Here is a 17,212-nt window from a genome sequence, read left to right on the forward strand (position 1 = left end):
GAGAAGAGGCGTTCAGCTGCGTCATGGGATTACAGGAAAACACGGGAGTGGGCATGGCCGCTGTCAAAAGATCGTTCCGGGCGGAAAGCTTAATCCGTATGAATGCTGGAGACGCTGAGGATCCGACCTTTGCGGAATTCCGGCGGCACCAGGAGTTGATGGCCGAAATCACTTCTTTGAAGAAAATTATCCAGCAGGGTCAGGTCGCGCAAAAAACCGAGATCGACGCCGAAGCTGTCGGCGAAAAATTCATGAAAGAGTTTCGGAAGGAGCTTTCCGAAGCAGCCAAGCTGAAAGTAGAACTCGACGCCATTTACGAAGCCATCGCGCAGACCAAGCGGGAAATCGCGACTTTGCATCACACGACCGGTCAGCAGGGCGAGGAGATGCAACGCGTCACCAACGAACTGGACGCGGTTGTTACCGGGACCGAAGGCGCGACGGAGACCATCCTCTCCGCGGCTGAGTTCATCGACGAAACCGCCAATACACTTTCTGCGCGTCTGGCCGATCAGGACGCAGAACTTGCCGGCGACATCCAGGACCGTGTCATACAGATCTTCGAAGCCTGCAACTTTCAGGACTTGACCGGCCAGCGAATTACAAAGGTGGTGGGTACTCTTCGGTTTATCGAAGACCGTATCATCCAGATGATGGATATTTGGGGTGGTATTGAGAGCTTCAAGGAAATCGAAGTGGACCAAAAGGCAGCTGCAGAGGGCGATGCGGCGCTGCTCAACGGTCCGGCGCTGGAAAGCGATATGGACGTTGCCACACAGGACGACATCGACGCCTTGTTTGCGTAAGCACAGGTATCTGCAAACCGAATTAACGAGCCCGGCCGTGTGGCCGGGTTTTTCTTTCCCGCATGCCGAGTTACATGCTATAGAACAAATCATAAACAAAATCGGAGGAAGCAGCATCAATGGCATCTGATAAGCGTCTCCACGATCCGGAAACCGGGCTCATCACAGGTCAGGACGGCAAGACCAGATGCTGGTGGCATGGCGGGTTTGAGGACTATCTGACTTATCACGATCGGGAATGGGGCTGGCCTGTGGCAGATGATATCCGCCTCTTTGAAAAGATCTGTTTGGAAGGCTTTCAGTCCGGATTGTCCTGGTTGACGATCCTTAGGAAACGGGACGCCTTTCGGAACGCATTTTCCGGGTTCGATCCGGACTTGGTTTCGGGGTTCACAGATACGGACGTCGAGCGTTGCCTTGCCGATGCCGGTATTGTCCGGCACCGGGGCAAAATTATATCGACAATCAACAATGCAAAACGCGCAATCGACCTTAAGGCCGAGTTTGGAAGCTTGGCCGCCTATGTCTGGCAGTATGAGCCGGCTTTGGAGAACAGGCCGGCCCGGCTGGATTTCGTTACTGCGAAAACACTTGCGACCACCGCAGAAAGCACAGCCATGTCAAAAGACATGAAGAAACGCGGTTGGACCTTCGTCGGCCCAACAACAGTGTATGCGTTTATGCAGTCTATGGGCATGGTCAATGATCACCTTGAGGGGTGTTGTTGCCGTGAACCGGTCGAACGGGCGCGTGCGGCCTTCCACAGGCCGCAGGTAGCCGCCTCGCCAGATCCTTAAGCGGCAATCTTGTCCATAAGGGCTTTGACCAAGCGATTTTCTTTAAAAAACACGTAGTCCAGGGTCTCGACGGTCACCGTCTCTGCGCCCTCTTCAATCAACACTCTTGCGCATTCGGCGACAGCCTCTTTCGGGCATAGCAGGTGCAGCAGGTGGGAATCCGGCGTTGCGGAATAGGGTTGGATCGCGCCGATCCGGCTCACTGCCCGCAGTGCAGATGTGCGGTCTCGAACAGAGGCTTTGACAAGCTTCGCGCCCCGCGCGTGCTCCTCTGCAGCTACCCGGTCAAGAACAGCTTTTGCTCCTGCCAATGCGGTAGGCGACCAGTCGGCGTTTCGTGACGCAACAAGGTGGGCCTGACTTTTCAGCATCACGCCGTCGCTCAGCACCTTCAGATTGTTCGCCTGAAGGGTTGAGCCGGTTGTCGTGATGTCGACGATGAGTTCAGCAGAGCCCGCTGCGGGCGCACCCTCCGTTGCGCCCGCACTTTCAACGATCCGATAGTCCGCGATGCCATGTTCTGCAAAGAAGATGCGTGTCAGGTTGACGTATTTGGTGGCCACGCGAAAGCGTCGGCCATGCCTGCTTCTGAAATCTGAAGCCACGTCCCCGAGATCAGCCATGGTCTCAACGTCGATCCAGGCTTTCGGCACCGCCACAACAACATCAGCAGAGCCAAAGCCAAGTTCCGATACCACGTGAACGCTTTGCTCCGGCTCGGCGATGCTTTCATGCACGAGATCCAGTCCGGTTATACCGAAATGAACTGATCCTTCGGAGAGCTCTCTTGCAATTTCAGACGCGGACAAAAACGCGATCTCGACACTGTCGAGTCCTTTGATGGCGCCCCGGTAGTTCCGGGCGCCACCCGGTTGGGTCACCTTCAGACCAGCGCGCGCAAAAAATTCGTTGGTGTTGTCCTGCAGACGTCCCTTGGAGGGGATGGCGATGATCAGCTTGCTCATGAACCCGCTCCAAGTGCAGTTGCGATCCGGTCCAGCCAAATCGAAAAGCCCGTCGCTGGAATATCGGCTTCCGCGCCCAGAAGTTTCAAGAGTCTGTCGTAGCGGCCGCCGCCAACAAGTTGGCCGTCGACCTTGTCACGCTTGTAAATCTCGAAGACGAAACCGGAATAATAGTCGAGGCGCCGGCCAAACTCCGCAGAGAAATACAGCCTGTCCTTATTGATGCCGTCCGCTTCGAGCGCCTTCAGCCGGGCGTCAAAATCGGCAATTTGGGATTCTATGTTGATCCCTGTGCGTGTTTCAAATGCCTGAAGTGCCGAGACAGCATCGCCGCCGGTTTCTTGGATGCTGAGAAAATCCTTGAGCTGCTGGGCGGCTTGCGAATGGTCGGAAGAGCCGCTGGCAAGTGCGGCCTGTTCCAGGAACCGATCAGCGATCTCACCCGCTGTGCGCCCACCTACCGCCGAGATTCCGGCTATGGAAAGAAGGTCCTCGACGACCGCATGCGCTGCTTCCGGTGCCGCGCTTTCAAGAGCCGACAGGAAGCCAAGCCGTACATCCCGGCTGTCATCAATTTGATCTGCCGTACGTGCCATGCGGTCAATGGCGGACGTGAGCTTATCGGTGTCGCCGAAAAGGTCTTTCAAGCGGCGCTGCCAGACCTGGGGCAAACCGGTTCCGGCCAGTACAGCTGCAAAGATGGCCTCGTCTCCGACACGGACTTCAAAGCCGCTCAATCCAAAAGCCTCGACAGCGTTGACAGCGGCGCGCAGCATGTCCGCATCGGCCTGTAAACGGTCACTGCGGCCAAAACTCTCAGCCCCGATCTGATCTATTTCCCCCAGCCCGTCCGAACGTTGCCGAAAAACCGGTCCGCGATAGCAATAGTTGACCGGCAGTCCCGATGTAGCCGTTTCCAGATGCAGCCTGCATACGGGGATTGTGAAGTCAGGCCGCAGACACAGGTCGGTCCCGTCCTGACCAGTGGTCAGATACAGCCGCCGCCGGATGTCTTCGCCAGCCAGATCCAGAAACAAATCGGCCGGTTGCAAGAGCGGCGGTGAAGCCATTCGGTGCCCGTCGGCAACGAACTTTTCGACCACCTTGGCGATTGTTGCATCCATGGTTTCATCCGTCCCGTTTTGCATATCCGCGTTCAACCCATCAGATTGCCGCGGTGCGGCGACGATCCTCAGCCTGACTTGCAAGAATTGCCTTGACCGTTTCGATCAGTTTGTTTTGTGCCACCTGGATCTGTGCCGGCCGGCTTTCGCGCCATGTCACGTTGTCTGTGATTTCCTCGGACAGGCGCTTGCCCTCGATCAGGTCCTTGATCTGGACTTCGCCGGCTTCAAACTCGTCGGAGCCTTGAATGATGGCAATCGGGCAATTGCGGCGGTCGGCGTATTTCAGCTGATTGCCGAACTTTTTCCAGTTGCCTTGGTACATCTCGGCGCGAATGCCAGCTTGGCGCAGAGCCTGCACCATCTTCTGATATCGGCCAAGCGCATCCGTGTCGCCGTCCATGACGGTGACCAGAACCGGCGCAACCACGTTGACGGTGTTCAGCTTGCCGAGGTTTTTCAGCGCGGTCATCAGGCGGGAGACGCCGATGGAAAAGCCGGTCGCCGGAACATCGCGGCCGGTGAAGCGCTTGACCAGCCCGTCATAGCGCCCGCCGCCGCCGACAGAGCCGAACTGAACGACTTCGCCCTTTTCATTGGTGACGTCGAAGAGCAGCTCAGCCTCGTAGACCATGCCGGTGTAGTATTCGAGACCGCGGACGATGGATGGTGAGGCAACGATCCGGTCAATTCCGTATCCTGCCGATTGGACCAATTTTACTAGGTCACCAATCTCTGCCCCAGCAGCACTTACTGCTGGATGGCTATCAAAAATATAGTCCAAATGGTCTTTGAAGGATTTACTATCGTTTTCGTAGTTCTGATCGTCAATCAACTTAGTGAGCATGTCGATCTGGATCGCACCCAAACCGGCGCCCCTCGTGAAATCGCCGCTCTCATCTTTACGGCCTTCACCGAGCAGCAGGCGAACGCCTTCAATCCCGAACTTGTCCAGCTTGTCGATGGCTCTGAGAACCGTCAGGCGGCGCTCCGCATTCTCATCACCGCCCAGGCCAATGGCCTCCATGACACCGTCCAGAACCTTGCGGTTGTTGACCCGGATCACGTATTGGCCGCGCGGGATGCCAAGGGCTTCCATGGTGTCGGCCATCATCATGCACATTTCCGCATCGGCCTGAACGCCGGGCGCGCCAACGGTATCGGCATCGAACTGCATGAACTGGCGGAACCGGCCCGGTCCCGGCTTTTCGTTCCGGAACACCCAGCCGGCGCGGTAGGTGCGGTAGGGCAGCTGGATTTCGTTGATGTTTTCCGACACATGGCGCGCGAGCGGCGCGGTCAGATCGTAACGCAGGCTCATCCACTGCTCGTCGTCGTCCTGCACCGAAAAAACACCGGCATTTGGCCGGTCCGTGTCGGGCAGGAACTTGCCCAGGCAATCCGTGTATTCGAACGCGGGTGTTTCGACCGGGTCAAAGCCGTATCGCTCGTAGACCTTGCGGATCTTGCCCAACATTTCGTCGGTTGCACGGATGTCCTCAGCCGAGCGGTCAACGAAGCCGCGCGGCAGGCGCGCTTTCAGTTTTTGTTGTTTTTTGCTCATGTTTAGAAGGCCCTGGCGAGAATGCGGCGTCCGCCTCGAAGCCTGAAGCGGCAGGCGGGTGCATGGGGGTGATCCTGTTTCGCCGTGTCGTAGACGAAACATCAAGCCAGAGCAAGCATAGGGCCGCCATTCAGAGCTTTTGAAAGAGCCCGCAGTGTTCTGTCCGCATGTACTGCCTCAATTTCGCCTTCCCCATGGTCGAAATCGCGCACTGAATTGACGGTCCAGCCCAGCCAGCTGCCTGTAAATCTTGCATTCCGGGCAAACACGGCTATGGTCCGCGCACTTCTCCAGCAAACAGCATCTTCTGACCGGCAACGCTGAAGACCGGCATACGATTGAGTATTTAATTGCATGGACACCATGGCGGATTTGCAAGACCACGCTACAGGCGCGCATTTACAAGGACAAAAGCGACCTGCTGCAATCGAGGGCGAAACGCTGCTTTTGCCCGCTGAGGTCAGCATTGTTCTGCCGACCTTCAATGAAGCCGAAAACATCCCACCCCTGATCCGGGCATTGGGCACGGCTCTGCAGGGCATCGCCTGGGAGGCGATTATTGTCGATGACAACTCGCCGGACGGAACTGCGGAAGTGGCCCGCAAGATAGGCAGGATGGATCCGCGCGTCCGGGTCATTCAACGGTTTGGCCGCCGGGGGTTGAGCGGTGCCAGCATAGAGGGCATGCTCTCAAGTTCGGCGCCTTTCGTCGCCGTCATGGATGCCGATCTGCAGCACGATGAAACCTTGCTTCCGAAAATGCTCGAACTGATCCGGGCAGGTGACACTGACCTGGTCGTGGCGAGCCGAAAGGCCGAGGGCGGTGCTGTTGGAGATGGTCTTTCGAAAATTCGCGCCTGGGGCTCGAATATCGCCAACAGCCTCGCTCAGAAACTGTTGCATGTCACGTTGACTGACCCCATGAGCGGTTTTTTTATGATCCGCCGTGAACGTGTTGAGGAGATCGCTCCAAAGCTATCTGTTCAGGGATTCAAGATCCTGCTTGATATTGTTTCGACCGCCAAGGGCACTCTGCGCACCAAAGAAGTACCGTTTACCTTTCGTGAGCGCCAACACGGGGAAAGCAAGCTCGACACGCTCGTGACCTTTGACTATTTCGGCTTGTTGCTGGCGAAATATTTCGGAAACGTCATCTCCATTCGTTTTTTGATGTTCGGCATGGTTGGGGCGAGCGGCCTGTTCGTTCACCTCTTAGCTCTTCGCTTGTTTCTGGTTATGGGAGAGACGAGCTTTAACTTCGCGCAAACAGCTGCGTCTTTCGTGGCCATGACCTCGAATTTCGTCTTGAACAATCAACTGACTTACCGCGACCGGCGATTGCACGGCCTAGATGCACTGATCGGCCTTTTGACATTTTATGCGGTGTGTTCGGTCGGTGTTCTTGCGAATGTGGGTGTAGCCAATCTGATCTACCTTGATCCGTCCTACTGGTGGTTCGCGGGGGCTGCCGGGGCGATCATGGGAGCTGTTTGGAACTACGCTGCAAGCTCGGCGCTTACCTGGCGCAAAACCTGACGAGGCGCATGTGCACAGCCGAAAATCTGATCCGGAATTGCCGCTTCATCTGCGGCCGGTCTTTCTGATTTGTCTCGTCCTTCTGCTGACTGTCTTGAAGCTTTGGGCGGCGTCTCAATCGCATTTCGTTGAAGACGAAGCCTATTACCGGCTTTGGGGGCTCAATCCGGCGCTGGGTTATTTTGACCATCCGCCCATGATCGGTTGGTGGATCTGGGCCGGGCAGCAGCTCTTTGGCGACACAGTGCTTGGGGTCCGGTTCTTTGTGGTGTTGTCGTCCGTTGTCGGATCGTTTTTTCTGTGGCGCACGGCTGTGCTTTTGTTCGATGAACAAACAGCCGGATGGGCCGTCCTATTTCTGAATGCCAGCGTGCTGGTGGGTGTTGGGGGAATTCTGGCAACGCCCGATGCGCCGTCCGTCTTGTTCTGGGGGTTGGCTCTGTGGGCTCTGGCCGAACTGGTCAATTCAGAGAACCCAATCTGGTGGCTGGCTGTTGGTCTGTTTGCCGGTCTTGGCGTGGTTTCAAAATACTCTGTCTTGTTTCTGGGAGCTGGAATTGTGCTCTGGATCCTGTGGGTACCTCGAAGCAGACGGTATTTTCTGAGCTGGCAGCTTTGGCTTGGCGGCGCGATTGCCGTGGCTGTAATGCTGCCGGTGATCTATTGGAATTATCTTCATGAGTGGGCGAGCTTTTACAAGCAGTTTGGCAGGGCAGGCAGCGGCGCGCTGACACTGAAATACATTCTTGAGTTTTTTGGCGGGCTGATAGGGCTGCTCAACCCCATCATTGGGATGCTGGCAGTCTTCGGATTCTGGAAAATGCTTCAGGGACTGAGGGCGCAAAAACCGGTAGAAGCACTGTTGCTTCTGACAATTCTTCCGTTCTTGATCTATCTTACTTACCATTCGCTGCATGCCCGTGTTCAGGCCAATTGGCCAGCGCCATTGTTCCCAACATTCGCGTTGCTGGCGGCTGCTTTCGTAGCTGGCGCATCGCGGGACATATGGCGTAAGGCAGGGGCAATTGGCGTGTCTCTTGGTCTTGCTATTGCCCTCTTGGTGCAAATACATGCCGTATATCCGCTGACTGGCGCGCCCGGCCGAAAGGACCCGACCTCGCAGCTGCGCGGCTGGCCGGAAATCGGCCGGACACTGGACCGGATCGCGCGTGACACAGGTGCGTCCTATGTGTTGACCAGCGGATATGGCCTGAATGGTCAAGTCGCCTTCCTCCTGAAAGACAGCCTCCCGACCTATCAGTTCAATGAGCGTATTCGCTACGTGATGGCGGAGCAGCCAGAGCGAGGGGGCTTTGAAAACACGGGACTTTACGTTGCCGAAGAGCGGCGCGATCGAAGTGACAGTCTTAAAGGCCGGTACCGAAGCGTTGTTGAGATTGCCCGCGTGCCAAGAACTGTTCGCGGCATCGAGCTGGAGAAACTGATTGTCTACGAAGTTAACGGCCTACGAGGTGAACCGTTGGACCCGGTGGTAACCAAGCCGCGAAAATGAGCGAACTGCCCAAAATTGGGTGTTGAATTTTGAGGTCTGATGACGCAGGGATAGAAACGTGTTTAGATGGTAAAATCCCTGCGTCTTCCATGAAACGTATCACCCTTGGTTCACTGGACTATGGCTTGTCTTTTGCGGTCGATCGTACATTACGCGATCTACTGGAGAATGGGCGGCTAAGTGCCGTTTGCTGCGTCGTCGCCGGCGACTTATGGGCGCGTGAATTCAAGCCTTTGCAGGAAACTGTATTGCAAATGCGCCACAAGGCACTTGTCGGGGTAACCCTTGCCCTAAGCGGCGATCGGGTGCGGCCGCTCAGTCCAGCTATGCGCGATGTGTATGGTGAAGAAATGCCGGGACCTGGCACTTGGGAACGGCGTGCCATGCTCCGGCTGTTGCCCGAAGAGCTGATTTCGGCGGAGGTGAGCGCTCAGCTTGCCCAGTTCGCACAGCGTTTCGGAAAGGGGCCGGACTTGATTGCGGTCCGCCACGGCCTTCTTGCCCGGCTCGGAATTGCCGGTATCGTTATGCAAGAAGTGGAAAAAGCGGGATTTGAAAGCACTCCAATGCTGGTCGCGCCGGTTGAGCCCGGTATGCAGGCGAGCCGCCTTGAGCGGCTTGCCAAAACACGCGGGTTTAAATGTCTGCGGAAAGGTCCGCCGTTACCAACAACCGATCAGCCGGAAGAATTGCACCGCCTTTTGAAAAACCACTTTGACGGCTTGCCGGACATGACATTCGTTGCCAGCATACCCGGCAAGGCTGATGACCGTTTACGACGCGAAGAACCTCGCGATAAAATCGCGATCCGCGAGTGTCAGCGTGAAGTTTTATCGAGCGGTCGCTTTTTTCGGACGCTGGATGAAAAAGACGTGTTTTTGCATTAGGTTTGCGGCCACAACGAAAAAACGGTTCCGGCGGGGGGCGGAACCGTTTTTCGTGGAGGTCAGAAGCGGTGGGGGTTTCCGCTTCCATGTTCTTTTATATAGGGCTAATTTGTTGTTCTGCACGTGATGTGAGTCACAGCCTTCGTTTTTGTGGGCTTTTGGCAAGACGTTCTTAACAGCTGCAAAGGGGCCGGAATTGGCGAAAATTCAGGACTTTCTGCGAAATAGCTTCTCCTTGGAAGGCCTTTCGGAGGACTTGGCGCTGGAATTGTCCAAACTGGCCCGGCCGATGAAGATTTCAGCTGGCACGATCCTGTTTGAGACCGGCGATCCGGGAAACGGCTGTTACGCTGTGCTTGAGGGCTCCTTGAAGGTGTCTATCTTGTCGGTCGATGGAGACGAACAGTTGCTGGCGGTGCTCGGGCCGGGGGATCTTGTAGGCGAGTTGGCCCTTTTGGACGGCCGGCCAAGGTCCGCGACGGTCAGCGCGTTGAAGGAAGCCCAGCTTGCATTTGTCGACAAATCTGCTTTTGAGCGCTTTGCGGATCAAAATCCAGCCGTTTATCGCCACATGCTGTGCATCGTCGGCAAACGTTTGAGGCACGCCAATGATGTGCTGGCTGCACGCTCGTTCCTTCCGCTTCCTGGCAGGGTCGCGCAAACATTGCTTCAATTGTCCGATACATTTGGCAAGACATTGGATGATGGTCGCGTCCTCATTCACTACAAACTGAGCCAGGCGGATATTGCGAATATGTCCGGTGCTGCGCGGGAAAATGTCAGCAGGGTTTTGAACGAGTGGAAACGGTGCGGTACGATCAGCCGCATCTCCGGCTATTATTGCCTTGAACAGCCGAAGGTTCTTGAGCAGGCGGCGACACTTTAAAAGTGGTCAGGCTATCTGGCGAATGTGCGTTGAATTCTGCGGGGATCTGGTTTCCCCGTAGATCCAAGGATTTCGCGGAGCGTCCTGGAATTCAGGCTGTCGATAAACGCCTCTGCCGCTTGCGCCATTGCGCCCTTTAGGCCGCACCTGGGTAAAAACACACAGTCGGACGGTGCGGTCTTAAGGCAAGCGACGACCCCCATATCAGGCTCGATTACGCGGACCACCTCGCCAAGTCTTATGTCCTGCGGGGATATGGCAAGCCGGATTCCGCCGCCGCGTCCGCGTGTTGTTTCTACAAAACCGGCCTTTGCGAGCTGCGCAACGATTTTCATGACGTGGGACTTTGCTAGTCCGAGAGCCGCGGCCAGCTTGTCGACCGTCTGTGGCTCAGAGGTCTGGCCCAGAAACATAAGAATTCTCAAGGCAAAATCACTTGCTTGGCTCAAACGCATGTGGCGATCCTAAATCATTCATTTTGTATATTGATTTTAAGACGCCTTGATGCGATATAAAAGATGCAAATCAAATGAATGTTTGGAGGGGCGGATGGCCCAGGCAAATACGAGCCTCACAAAAGGACAGACACAGGAGCCGGATAGAAAAAGGACGCAGTTTTCGGCAGTAGACGAAGCCGCGATTGCGGTGCTGGTTGAAGAATTTTACCGGACGGTCCGAAGAGATCCGCGGCTCGGTGAGATCTTTGAACGCCGCCTTGCCGGCAAGTGGGATGAACATCAAGGTAAAATGCAGTTGTTCTGGCAGTCGGTGCTTTTAAAAAATGGTGTTTACAAGGGAAAGCCCGTCCCCGCGCACTTGAAGCAGAAAGAACTGGTCGGCGATGACTATGCGCTTTGGTTGGATGTGTTTCGGGCCGTGGTGTCCGGATTGTTTGAAGAACAGCCTGCTGCCGAAATCATAGGCCGAGCGGAGCGAATTGCCCAGAGCCTCTGGCTTGCATCCTTTGGTGTTGCCGGTTCACAGCCGCCTGCTGCATTGACGTCAGACGCTCATGCTTGGGGGGGCGGGTCATGCTTGAGATAATTGTCATCGGCGCTGAGGCCCTTGTTGTTATTTGGTTCGCCGTTTTCATGACCATGATCATGTCGATGTATCTGGATTCCCGCGGCATGAAGCAACCGGTGCTGACAGGGGCAGGGCGCCTATTGGTACTTAATGCCAAGTTTGCTTTCATCGTCGGCATGGTCGCGCTCGCCGCTCTGACAGTCTGGGAAGTCACCAACGCATAGCTGGAAGGAGTGATCCATGCCGAAAATGCCAAAACTCGCACGATATCTCCCGGTTCTCTTAATTTGGGTGGCAGCGCCCATGCCGCTTTGGATCGCTTTGCTTATGTGGCCATTCTTCTGATTTCATGTCTTTTCCAACGGCAAAACCACCGCTAAGGTCGCGGGTGCAAGCGGAAGGGACTGATTTTGAACGAAGATGCACCGAGCGGCGAACTTACCCTTAGAACAATGGCCATGCCGGCCGACACCAATGCTGCCGGCGACATATTTGGTGGCTGGGTTTTATCACAGATGGACCTGGCCGGCGGGATCGCGGCGGGGCAACGGGCCGGGGGGCGTGTTGTAACGATCGCGGTCGACAAAATGAAGTTCATCCGGCCGGTTCATGTCGGAGACGTCTTGTGCGTCTACAGCAGCGTCGGCCGGGTTGGGACGTCTTCTATGGAGATCCGCCTGGAGGCTTGGGCGTTGCGACATCGTTACGGCCAGCGTGAAAAGGTGACCGAGGCCACCTTCACGATGGTGGCAGTCGATGACGAAGGCCGTCCCAGGCCGGTGCCCAAAGAAGGGGTTAAGCCGTAGCTGAGCGTTTTGGGCGGCGACGGTTGATGATGTCAGCGAACAAGGCTTCATCAACAACACAGGTGCAGCCGCTCGACCATAATTTCATTAGCAGTTTTAGCCGGTCGCGACGCTGTTGTTCCGTCAGAGGCGGCAAGTGTCTGGGTAGACCACCAAAAATTCTCAAATGGTCTATGCGGGCAAGCACGCAGTCTTCTGCTGCTGCTTCCCAGGCGCGCTGGCGGTCGATGTCTTCTTGCATACCTGCAATCTGGACAAACTTCTCCTCGGCCAATAGCGCTGCCTTTCCTGCGACTGAACCTTGATACAATTAATCCTCCTTCGGTTTCCCGAGGAGGACTGGCGCAACTGAAAACGTACCGCTTGGTTGCTGACAACGTATGTAACACGAGCCAGCCGCATCCCCGTTTGCGGAAACCACCTTGCCCGGAAAGCAGGTTGGCGAGGGCGCCAGCCCTTCTCTTGATGAGTTGCGCGTTATGCCATGTCAGGATCAGCAAGGCAACCGGCCGACCACGACTTTATAGCGGCAGGCCGGTAAGCCGCGGTCTTTCTCAGATGGACCAGACCGCCAGTCAGCTCGGGTTACTGACCTTCACAACCAGTTTGCCCTTGTTTGTGCCGGCAAAGAGTTTGCCAAAAGCGGATGCGGCGTTCTCCAGTCCTTCAACGACATCAAGGCGGTAGGTCAGCTTTCCGGCCTGCATGAGTTTGCCGAGTTCGGCAAAAATCGACGGGTACTCGTCAAAGTGATCCGTCATGACAAATCCCTTAAAAGTGAGCCGCCGCCGTACGATGGCTGTCATATCCGGATATTCATCAGGCCGGTCACCGTTATAAACGGAAATAAATCCGCAAAAAATCATCCGCCCAAATGCCTTCATGTGGCGGAGCGCTGCGGCAAATGGCTTGCCGCCGACATTTTCAAAATGCAGGTCGAGGCCGTCGGGGGCGAATTCTGCCAAACCCTTGTCGAGGTCATCTGTCTTGTAGTTCAGAGCCGCGTCGAACCCCAGCTCATTGATCAGCCAAGCACATTTTTCATCTGTTCCAGCGATGCCGATGACGCGAAGACCGAGCGCTTTACCGATTTGTCCGACGAGCGATCCTACGGATCCGGCGGCACCGGTTACACAAAGCGTCTCACCGGCCTTGGGCTGTCCTTCTTTGACAAGTCCGTGATAGGCGGTTGCTCCTGCCAGCCCAAGAATACCCATATAGTCTTCCATGGCTGCCGTTTTAGGAACGACATTCATGGCACCGGGTGCGATATCCAGCCACTCGGTCCAGCCGGTGAAACCTGAAACCCAGTCCCCGGGTTTGAAAGCGTCCGATTTACTCTCTTCGACGATACCAACGCCAAGTGCACGCATGGTGTCACCGATAGGAACCGGCGGAACATAGGATTTGGTATCGGCCGAAACCCAGCCACGCATGGCAGGATCAAGAGAGACATAAACAACCCGCACGCGGGCTTTACCATTTTCAAGAGCGGTCAGTTCTTCATCGACCCGGTCAAAATGCTCGGGCCCAAGCGCACCTTCTGGGCGGGTTTTTAGTGTGTAGCGGAGGTTTCTCATGAAAAAGGCCTTGTCCAAGCGATGGTTTGTTTAAAAAAGGGACCTACAGAAGGCCGTTAGTAGTGCGGTGGTTTGTCGTGGCCTGGTTCTGGCAGCACATGTTCCATGAGCTCTTCTACCTGACCGGACGTTTCAATTTGCCGCCGGTTCAAGCGCTCCAGAAGCCTGGACTGCTCGATAACAACCGAATTCAGATCATCGATTGTCTGCATTGCGTGGGCCAAATCGATTTCTAATTTCTCAATGCGCTGCTCCAGCTCACTGTCCATGGCGGTCTCCTGCTGCTCCAATGCGGTTGGCCCGGCCCTGCCGCAGTGCCAAAATGCACTATGCAGTTTACTTTTGGCTGTCAACCGCCTTGCACCTTTACCGGAGATTAGTGCCCGCAAGTCCTCGGTGCTGCTGGGGGTAATTTTCAATCTATCGTTATTTGCCGATGGGTTTAATGTACGTGGTTAGGTCTTATGTAAAGCGCCTGTTCAAATAAGAGGGTACGCAATCTCCTGAACGATTTCCTCAAGCCGTGAGTTTTTTATGACCGGACTTTCCGACTTTCAGATCACCGAAAAATGGCCCGCCCAACATCCTGATCAGCTACAGCTTTATTCACTGCCGACGCCGAACGGTATCAAGGTGTCTGCCATGCTGGAAGAGACAGGGCTGCCCTATGAGCCGCACCTGGTCAGCTTTTCGACCGATGACCAACTCACACCAGAATTCTTGTCTTTGAACCCGAACAACAAGATTCCGGCGATCATTGATCCTGACGGTCCACATGGAGCGCCTTTGGCGCTCTGGGAATCCGGTGCGATCCTGATTTATCTCGCTGAAAAAACCGGCCGCTTTCTTTCAAGTGATCCCGCCGAAAAATACGAAACCCTGCAATGGCTGATGTGGCAAATGGGCGGACTTGGTCCGATGTCCGGGCAGCTGGGATTTTTTCATAAGTTTGCGGGCAAGGACTACGAGGACCGCCGTCCGTTTGAGCGCTACAGGGATGAGGTAAAACGCTTGTTGGGTGTACTCGATGTGCGTTTGGAACACCGGGAGTTCATAATGGGGGACGACTACACGATTGCGGATATTGCTGCCTGGCCTTGGCTGCGCACAATTGAGGGGTTTTACGAAGCCGGGCCACATGTCGAGCTGGCTGGATGCATAAACATCCTTCGCTGGCTTGAGACATGCAAATCCCGTCCGGCAAGTGAAAAGGCGATCAATATTCCTGCCCGGGATTGATCTTCATTCCTTCGGCGGAAAAGGGCATCTACTGTTGTGATACCGCAAGAGGCAGTCCGAAGACCGCCCTTTTTCATCTTGCTGACGGCCCGGATTTGAAGCGTATGCTGCCACTGAACACGCCGTAGCGTGTTCAGCACGTAGGAAGAATGCCTGCCTTATGGCATTCTTAGAAGTCGTGCCTCCCCCAGTGCAGCATAGCGGCAGAAACTGATGAAGATGGGCGGCGGCTAACACAAAAAAGGGCGGCCCGATGGCCGCCCTTTCCGCAAAGTCAATGAGCTTTGGGCTTCTTAGAAGCCCATGCCGCCCATGCCGCCCATGTCGCCGCCAGGCATTGCCGGTGCTGCGTCTTTCTTCGGCAGCTCAGCAACCATGGCTTCTGTAGTGATCAGGAGGCCTGCGACAGAAGCTGCGTCCTGCAGAGCAGTCCGGACAACCTTGGTCGGGTCAATGATACCAGCTTCGATCATGTTGACGAAAGCTTCGGTTTGAGCGTTGAAACCGAAGGTATCATCGTCATTTTCCTGGATCTTGCCGACCACGATGGAGCCTTCTACACCAGCGTTTTCAGCGATCTGACGGATCGGAGCTTCCAGGGCACGCAGAACGATCTTGATGCCCGCAGCAATGTCCGGGTTGTCGTTTGTCAGAGCTTCGACGGCTTTCTTCGCACGCAACAGCGCAGTGCCGCCACCTGGAACGATACCTTCTTCGACAGCTGCGCGGGTCGCGTTCAGCGCATCATCGACGCGGTCTTTTTTCTCTTTAACTTCGACTTCGGTTGCACCGCCAACGCGGATCACTGCAACACCGCCGGCCAGCTTGGCAAGACGCTCTTGCAGCTTTTCACGGTCGTAGTCGGAAGTGGTTTCTTCGATCTGCGCTTTGATCTGGGAAACGCGACCTTCGATGTCAGACTTCTCACCAGCACCGTCAACAATCGTGGTGGTTTCCTTGGTGATTGCGACTTTTTCGGCAGTGCCGAGCATGTCGAGCGTCACGTTCTCGAGCTTGATGCCAAGGTCTTCGGAGATCACGGTGCCACCTGTGAGGATGGCGATGTCTTCCAGCATGGCCTTGCGGCGGTCGCCGAAGCCCGGTGCCTTGACGGCTGCGATCTTGAGGCCGCCGCGCAGCTTGTTGACCACAAGAGTAGCCAGTGCTTCGCCTTCAACGTCTTCTGCGATGATCAGCAGCGGACGGGAGGACTGAACAACAGCTTCCAGGATTGGCAGCATTGCCTGAAGGTTGGACAGCTTTTTCTCGTGCAGGAGAATGTACGGCTTCTCAAGGTCAGCCAACATCTTTTCTGCGTTGGTCACGAAGTACGGAGACAGGTAGCCGCGGTCGAACTGCATGCCTTCAACGACTTCGAGCTCAGTCTCGAGAGACTTTGCTTCTTCAACGGTGATGACGCCTTCGTTGCCGACTTTCTGCATGGCTTCGGCAATGTCCTTACCGACCTGCTCGTCGCCGTTTGCCGAGATTGTGCCGACCTGAGCAACTTCTTCAGAAGTGGTGATCGGCTTGGATGCCGCTTCGAGTGCCTTTACCGCAGCAGATGCAGCCAGATCTACACCACGCTTCAGATCCATCGGGTTCATGCCGGCAGCAACCGCTTTGGCACCTTCCTTAACGATGGACTGAGCCAGAACAGTTGCGGTGGTTGTGCCGTCACCAGCGATATCGTTGGTCTTGGAAGCGACTTCACGCACCATCTGCGCGCCCATGTTCTCGAACTTGTCTTCGAGTTCGATTTCCTTGGCAACAGACACACCGTCTTTGGTGATGCGCGGAGCGCCGAATGCTTTGTCGAGAACGACGTTCCGGCCTTTCGGGCCGAGTGTGACTTTCACAGCGTTTGCGAGGGTGTCAACGCCCTTGAGCATACGTTCGCGAGCGTCTGAGGAGAACTTTACGTCCTTAGCAGCCATTTTTACGTCTCACTAAATTAGAGTTTGAATTGCGATCAGAGCGGTTCGCGGATTAAGCGATCACGCCCATGATGTCGGATTCCTTCATGATCAAGAGGTCTTCACCGTCGATCTTAACTTCGGTGCCAGACCACTTGCCGAACAAAACGCGGTCGCCTGCTTTCACATCAACCGGAACGAGTTCGCCGTTGTCTTTGCGAGCGCCATTGCCAACGGCAACAACTTCGCCTTCTTGCGGCTTTTCTTTAGCGGTATCCGGGATGATGATGCCGCCGGCAGTTTTCTCTTCGGAATCTACGCGGCGAACGACGACACGATCGTGCAGTGGACGAAATGCCATTTGACTGTTTCCTCTCATGAGCGCGCCCCATCCTGATAGGCAGCACGCGGAACATGATCATTAAGGGTTCAACACACGGCACATCGCGCCGTGTGGCTGTTAGCACTCCCACTAGGCGAGTGCTAAACGCGCTTTGGATTTATGGATCGTGCCGGCGGTTGTCAATGGTATGCGACTGAAAAATTCTACGGCAAATCCGGGCAAAA

19 protein-coding genes and 1 riboswitch are annotated in these 17,212 nt (G+C 55.5%); of the genes, 10 read left to right on the plus strand and 9 right to left on the minus strand.

Annotation, left to right across the window (positions count from 1 at the left end; all coding sequences use genetic code 11):
• Positions 1–53 precede the first annotated feature (53 nt).
• Both JM93_RS10300 and JM93_RS10305 read left to right on the plus strand, forming a co-directional pair.
• The gene (locus JM93_RS10300) at positions 54–806 is read left to right on the plus strand and encodes a protein phosphatase CheZ (protein WP_145342989.1); all 753 of its coding nucleotides are present in this window, start codon (positions 54–56) and stop codon (positions 804–806) included.
• A gap of 119 nt (positions 807–925) precedes the next feature.
• A complete protein-coding gene (locus JM93_RS10305) occupies positions 926–1,603 on the plus strand; it encodes a DNA-3-methyladenine glycosylase I (RefSeq protein ID WP_145342991.1) in 678 nt (225 codons plus the stop codon).
• On the opposite strand, the gene hisG is transcribed toward JM93_RS10305, so the two are convergent.
• From hisG to hisS, 3 genes are read right to left on the minus strand one after another with little or no spacing between them, the layout of a single operon-like run.
• Complete coding sequence (gene hisG, locus JM93_RS10310) at positions 1,600–2,568, minus strand: ATP phosphoribosyltransferase (protein WP_145342993.1); 969 nt, start codon at positions 2,566–2,568, stop codon at positions 1,600–1,602. The two genes, JM93_RS10305 and hisG, sit on opposite strands and share 4 nt — an antisense overlap.
• On the minus strand, positions 2,565–3,692 hold the full coding sequence (locus JM93_RS10315) for an ATP phosphoribosyltransferase regulatory subunit (protein ID WP_145342995.1): 1,128 nt from the start codon (positions 3,690–3,692) through the stop codon (positions 2,565–2,567). Before JM93_RS10315 ends, hisG begins: the two co-directional genes overlap by 4 nt.
• 40 nt (positions 3,693–3,732) lie before the next feature.
• Entirely contained in the window at positions 3,733–5,256 is a 1,524-nt protein-coding gene (gene hisS, locus JM93_RS10320) for a histidine--tRNA ligase (protein ID WP_145342997.1), read from the minus strand.
• Positions 5,257–5,610: 354 nt separating this feature from the next.
• Between hisS and JM93_RS10325 the strand changes: the two genes are divergently transcribed.
• From JM93_RS10325 to JM93_RS10340, 4 genes are all read left to right on the plus strand, one after another.
• Positions 5,611–6,792: a glycosyltransferase family 2 protein gene (locus JM93_RS10325; RefSeq protein WP_425280819.1), complete on the plus strand. Its 1,182-nt coding sequence runs from the start codon at positions 5,611–5,613 to the stop codon at positions 6,790–6,792.
• Between the two features lie 10 nt (positions 6,793–6,802).
• Complete coding sequence (locus JM93_RS10330) at positions 6,803–8,305, plus strand: ArnT family glycosyltransferase (protein ID WP_145343001.1); 1,503 nt, start codon at positions 6,803–6,805, stop codon at positions 8,303–8,305.
• An 89-nt stretch (positions 8,306–8,394) separates the two neighbouring features.
• On the plus strand, positions 8,395–9,192 hold the full coding sequence (locus JM93_RS10335) for a ChbG/HpnK family deacetylase (protein ID WP_145343003.1): 798 nt from the start codon (positions 8,395–8,397) through the stop codon (positions 9,190–9,192).
• Positions 9,193–9,388: 196 nt separating this feature from the next.
• A complete protein-coding gene (locus JM93_RS10340; RefSeq protein WP_145343005.1) occupies positions 9,389–10,078 on the plus strand; it encodes a Crp/Fnr family transcriptional regulator in 690 nt (229 codons plus the stop codon).
• 11 nt (positions 10,079–10,089) lie between these two features.
• Here JM93_RS10340 and JM93_RS10345 read toward each other — a convergent pair whose 3' ends face one another.
• Positions 10,090–10,533, minus strand: a complete 444-nt coding sequence (locus tag JM93_RS10345; RefSeq protein ID WP_145343007.1) for an RrF2 family transcriptional regulator — start codon at positions 10,531–10,533, stop codon at positions 10,090–10,092.
• A gap of 94 nt (positions 10,534–10,627) precedes the next feature.
• On the opposite strand from JM93_RS10345, the gene JM93_RS10350 reads away from it, so the two are divergent.
• The 3 genes from JM93_RS10350 (at position 10,628) to JM93_RS10360 (ending at position 11,910) form a co-directional block, all read left to right on the plus strand.
• Positions 10,628–11,122 (plus strand): group III truncated hemoglobin, encoded by a 495-nt coding sequence (locus tag JM93_RS10350; RefSeq protein WP_145343009.1) that lies wholly within the window; start codon positions 10,628–10,630, stop codon positions 11,120–11,122.
• Positions 11,110–11,328, plus strand: coding sequence for a hypothetical protein (locus JM93_RS10355; protein WP_145343011.1), 219 nt, complete (start codon positions 11,110–11,112; stop codon positions 11,326–11,328). The genes JM93_RS10350 and JM93_RS10355 overlap by 13 nt, the downstream gene beginning before the upstream one ends.
• Positions 11,329–11,556: 228 nt before the next feature.
• Entirely contained in the window at positions 11,557–11,910 is a 354-nt protein-coding gene (locus JM93_RS10360) for an acyl-CoA thioesterase (protein ID WP_145343296.1), read from the plus strand.
• Here JM93_RS10360 and JM93_RS10365 read toward each other — a convergent pair.
• The 3 genes from JM93_RS10365 to JM93_RS10375 form a co-directional block, all read right to left on the minus strand.
• The gene (locus JM93_RS10365) at positions 11,900–12,184 is read right to left on the minus strand and encodes a hypothetical protein (protein WP_145343013.1); all 285 of its coding nucleotides are present in this window, start codon (positions 12,182–12,184) and stop codon (positions 11,900–11,902) included. The two genes, JM93_RS10360 and JM93_RS10365, sit on opposite strands and share 11 nt — an antisense overlap.
• A 79-nt stretch (positions 12,185–12,263) precedes the next feature.
• Positions 12,264–12,384: riboswitch (SAM-I-IV-variant riboswitch) on the minus strand.
• A gap of 101 nt (positions 12,385–12,485) precedes the next feature.
• Positions 12,486–13,490, minus strand: coding sequence for an NADP-dependent oxidoreductase (locus JM93_RS10370; RefSeq protein ID WP_145343015.1), 1,005 nt, complete (start codon positions 13,488–13,490; stop codon positions 12,486–12,488).
• A 56-nt stretch (positions 13,491–13,546) separates the two neighbouring features.
• Positions 13,547–13,759, minus strand: coding sequence for a SlyX family protein (locus tag JM93_RS10375; RefSeq protein WP_145343017.1), 213 nt, complete (start codon positions 13,757–13,759; stop codon positions 13,547–13,549).
• Between the two features lie 265 nt (positions 13,760–14,024).
• On the opposite strand from JM93_RS10375, the gene JM93_RS10380 reads away from it, so the two are divergent.
• The gene (locus tag JM93_RS10380; protein WP_145343019.1) at positions 14,025–14,729 is read left to right on the plus strand and encodes a glutathione S-transferase N-terminal domain-containing protein; all 705 of its coding nucleotides are present in this window, start codon (positions 14,025–14,027) and stop codon (positions 14,727–14,729) included.
• A gap of 293 nt (positions 14,730–15,022) precedes the next feature.
• Here the strand turns inward: JM93_RS10380 and groL are convergent, their stop codons facing one another.
• On the minus strand, positions 15,023–16,666 hold the full coding sequence (groL, locus tag JM93_RS10385) for a chaperonin GroEL (RefSeq protein WP_145343021.1): 1,644 nt from the start codon (positions 16,664–16,666) through the stop codon (positions 15,023–15,025).
• A gap of 52 nt (positions 16,667–16,718) precedes the next feature.
• Positions 16,719–17,006 (minus strand): co-chaperone GroES, encoded by a 288-nt coding sequence (gene groES / locus JM93_RS10390; protein WP_145343023.1) that lies wholly within the window; start codon positions 17,004–17,006, stop codon positions 16,719–16,721.
• Positions 17,007–17,212: the final 206 nt, after the last annotated feature.

This window comes from Roseibium hamelinense (assembly GCF_007830545.1).
Taxonomy (GTDB): Bacteria; Pseudomonadota; Alphaproteobacteria; order Rhizobiales; family Stappiaceae; genus Roseibium; species Roseibium hamelinense.

Bases quoted from the DNA above. Each gene is read 5' to 3' on its own strand.
- JM93_RS10300 (WP_145342989.1), top strand. From the start codon at position 54: ATGGCCGCTGTCAAAAGATCGTTCCGGGCGGAAAGCTTAATCCGTATG.
- JM93_RS10305 (WP_145342991.1), top strand. From the start codon at position 926: ATGGCATCTGATAAGCGTCTCCACGATCCGGAAACCGGGCTCATCACA.
- hisG (WP_145342993.1), bottom strand. From the start codon at position 2,568: ATGAGCAAGCTGATCATCGCCATCCCCTCCAAGGGACGTCTGCAGGAC.
- JM93_RS10315 (WP_145342995.1), bottom strand. From the start codon at position 3,692: ATGGATGCAACAATCGCCAAGGTGGTCGAAAAGTTCGTTGCCGACGGG.
- hisS (WP_145342997.1), bottom strand. From the start codon at position 5,256: ATGAGCAAAAAACAACAAAAACTGAAAGCGCGCCTGCCGCGCGGCTTC.
- JM93_RS10325 (WP_425280819.1), top strand. From the start codon at position 5,611: ATGGACACCATGGCGGATTTGCAAGACCACGCTACAGGCGCGCATTTA.
- JM93_RS10335 (WP_145343003.1), top strand. From the start codon at position 8,395: ATGAAACGTATCACCCTTGGTTCACTGGACTATGGCTTGTCTTTTGCG.
- JM93_RS10345 (WP_145343007.1), bottom strand. From the start codon at position 10,533: ATGCGTTTGAGCCAAGCAAGTGATTTTGCCTTGAGAATTCTTATGTTT.
- JM93_RS10350 (WP_145343009.1), top strand. From the start codon at position 10,628: ATGGCCCAGGCAAATACGAGCCTCACAAAAGGACAGACACAGGAGCCG.
- JM93_RS10355 (WP_145343011.1), top strand. From the start codon at position 11,110: ATGCTTGAGATAATTGTCATCGGCGCTGAGGCCCTTGTTGTTATTTGG.
- JM93_RS10360 (WP_145343296.1), top strand. From the start codon at position 11,557: ATGGCCATGCCGGCCGACACCAATGCTGCCGGCGACATATTTGGTGGC.
- JM93_RS10370 (WP_145343015.1), bottom strand. From the start codon at position 13,490: ATGAGAAACCTCCGCTACACACTAAAAACCCGCCCAGAAGGTGCGCTT.
- JM93_RS10375 (WP_145343017.1), bottom strand. From the start codon at position 13,759: ATGGACAGTGAGCTGGAGCAGCGCATTGAGAAATTAGAAATCGATTTG.
- JM93_RS10380 (WP_145343019.1), top strand. From the start codon at position 14,025: ATGACCGGACTTTCCGACTTTCAGATCACCGAAAAATGGCCCGCCCAA.
- groL (WP_145343021.1), bottom strand. From the start codon at position 16,666: ATGGCTGCTAAGGACGTAAAGTTCTCCTCAGACGCTCGCGAACGTATG.
- groES (WP_145343023.1), bottom strand. From the start codon at position 17,006: ATGGCATTTCGTCCACTGCACGATCGTGTCGTCGTTCGCCGCGTAGAT.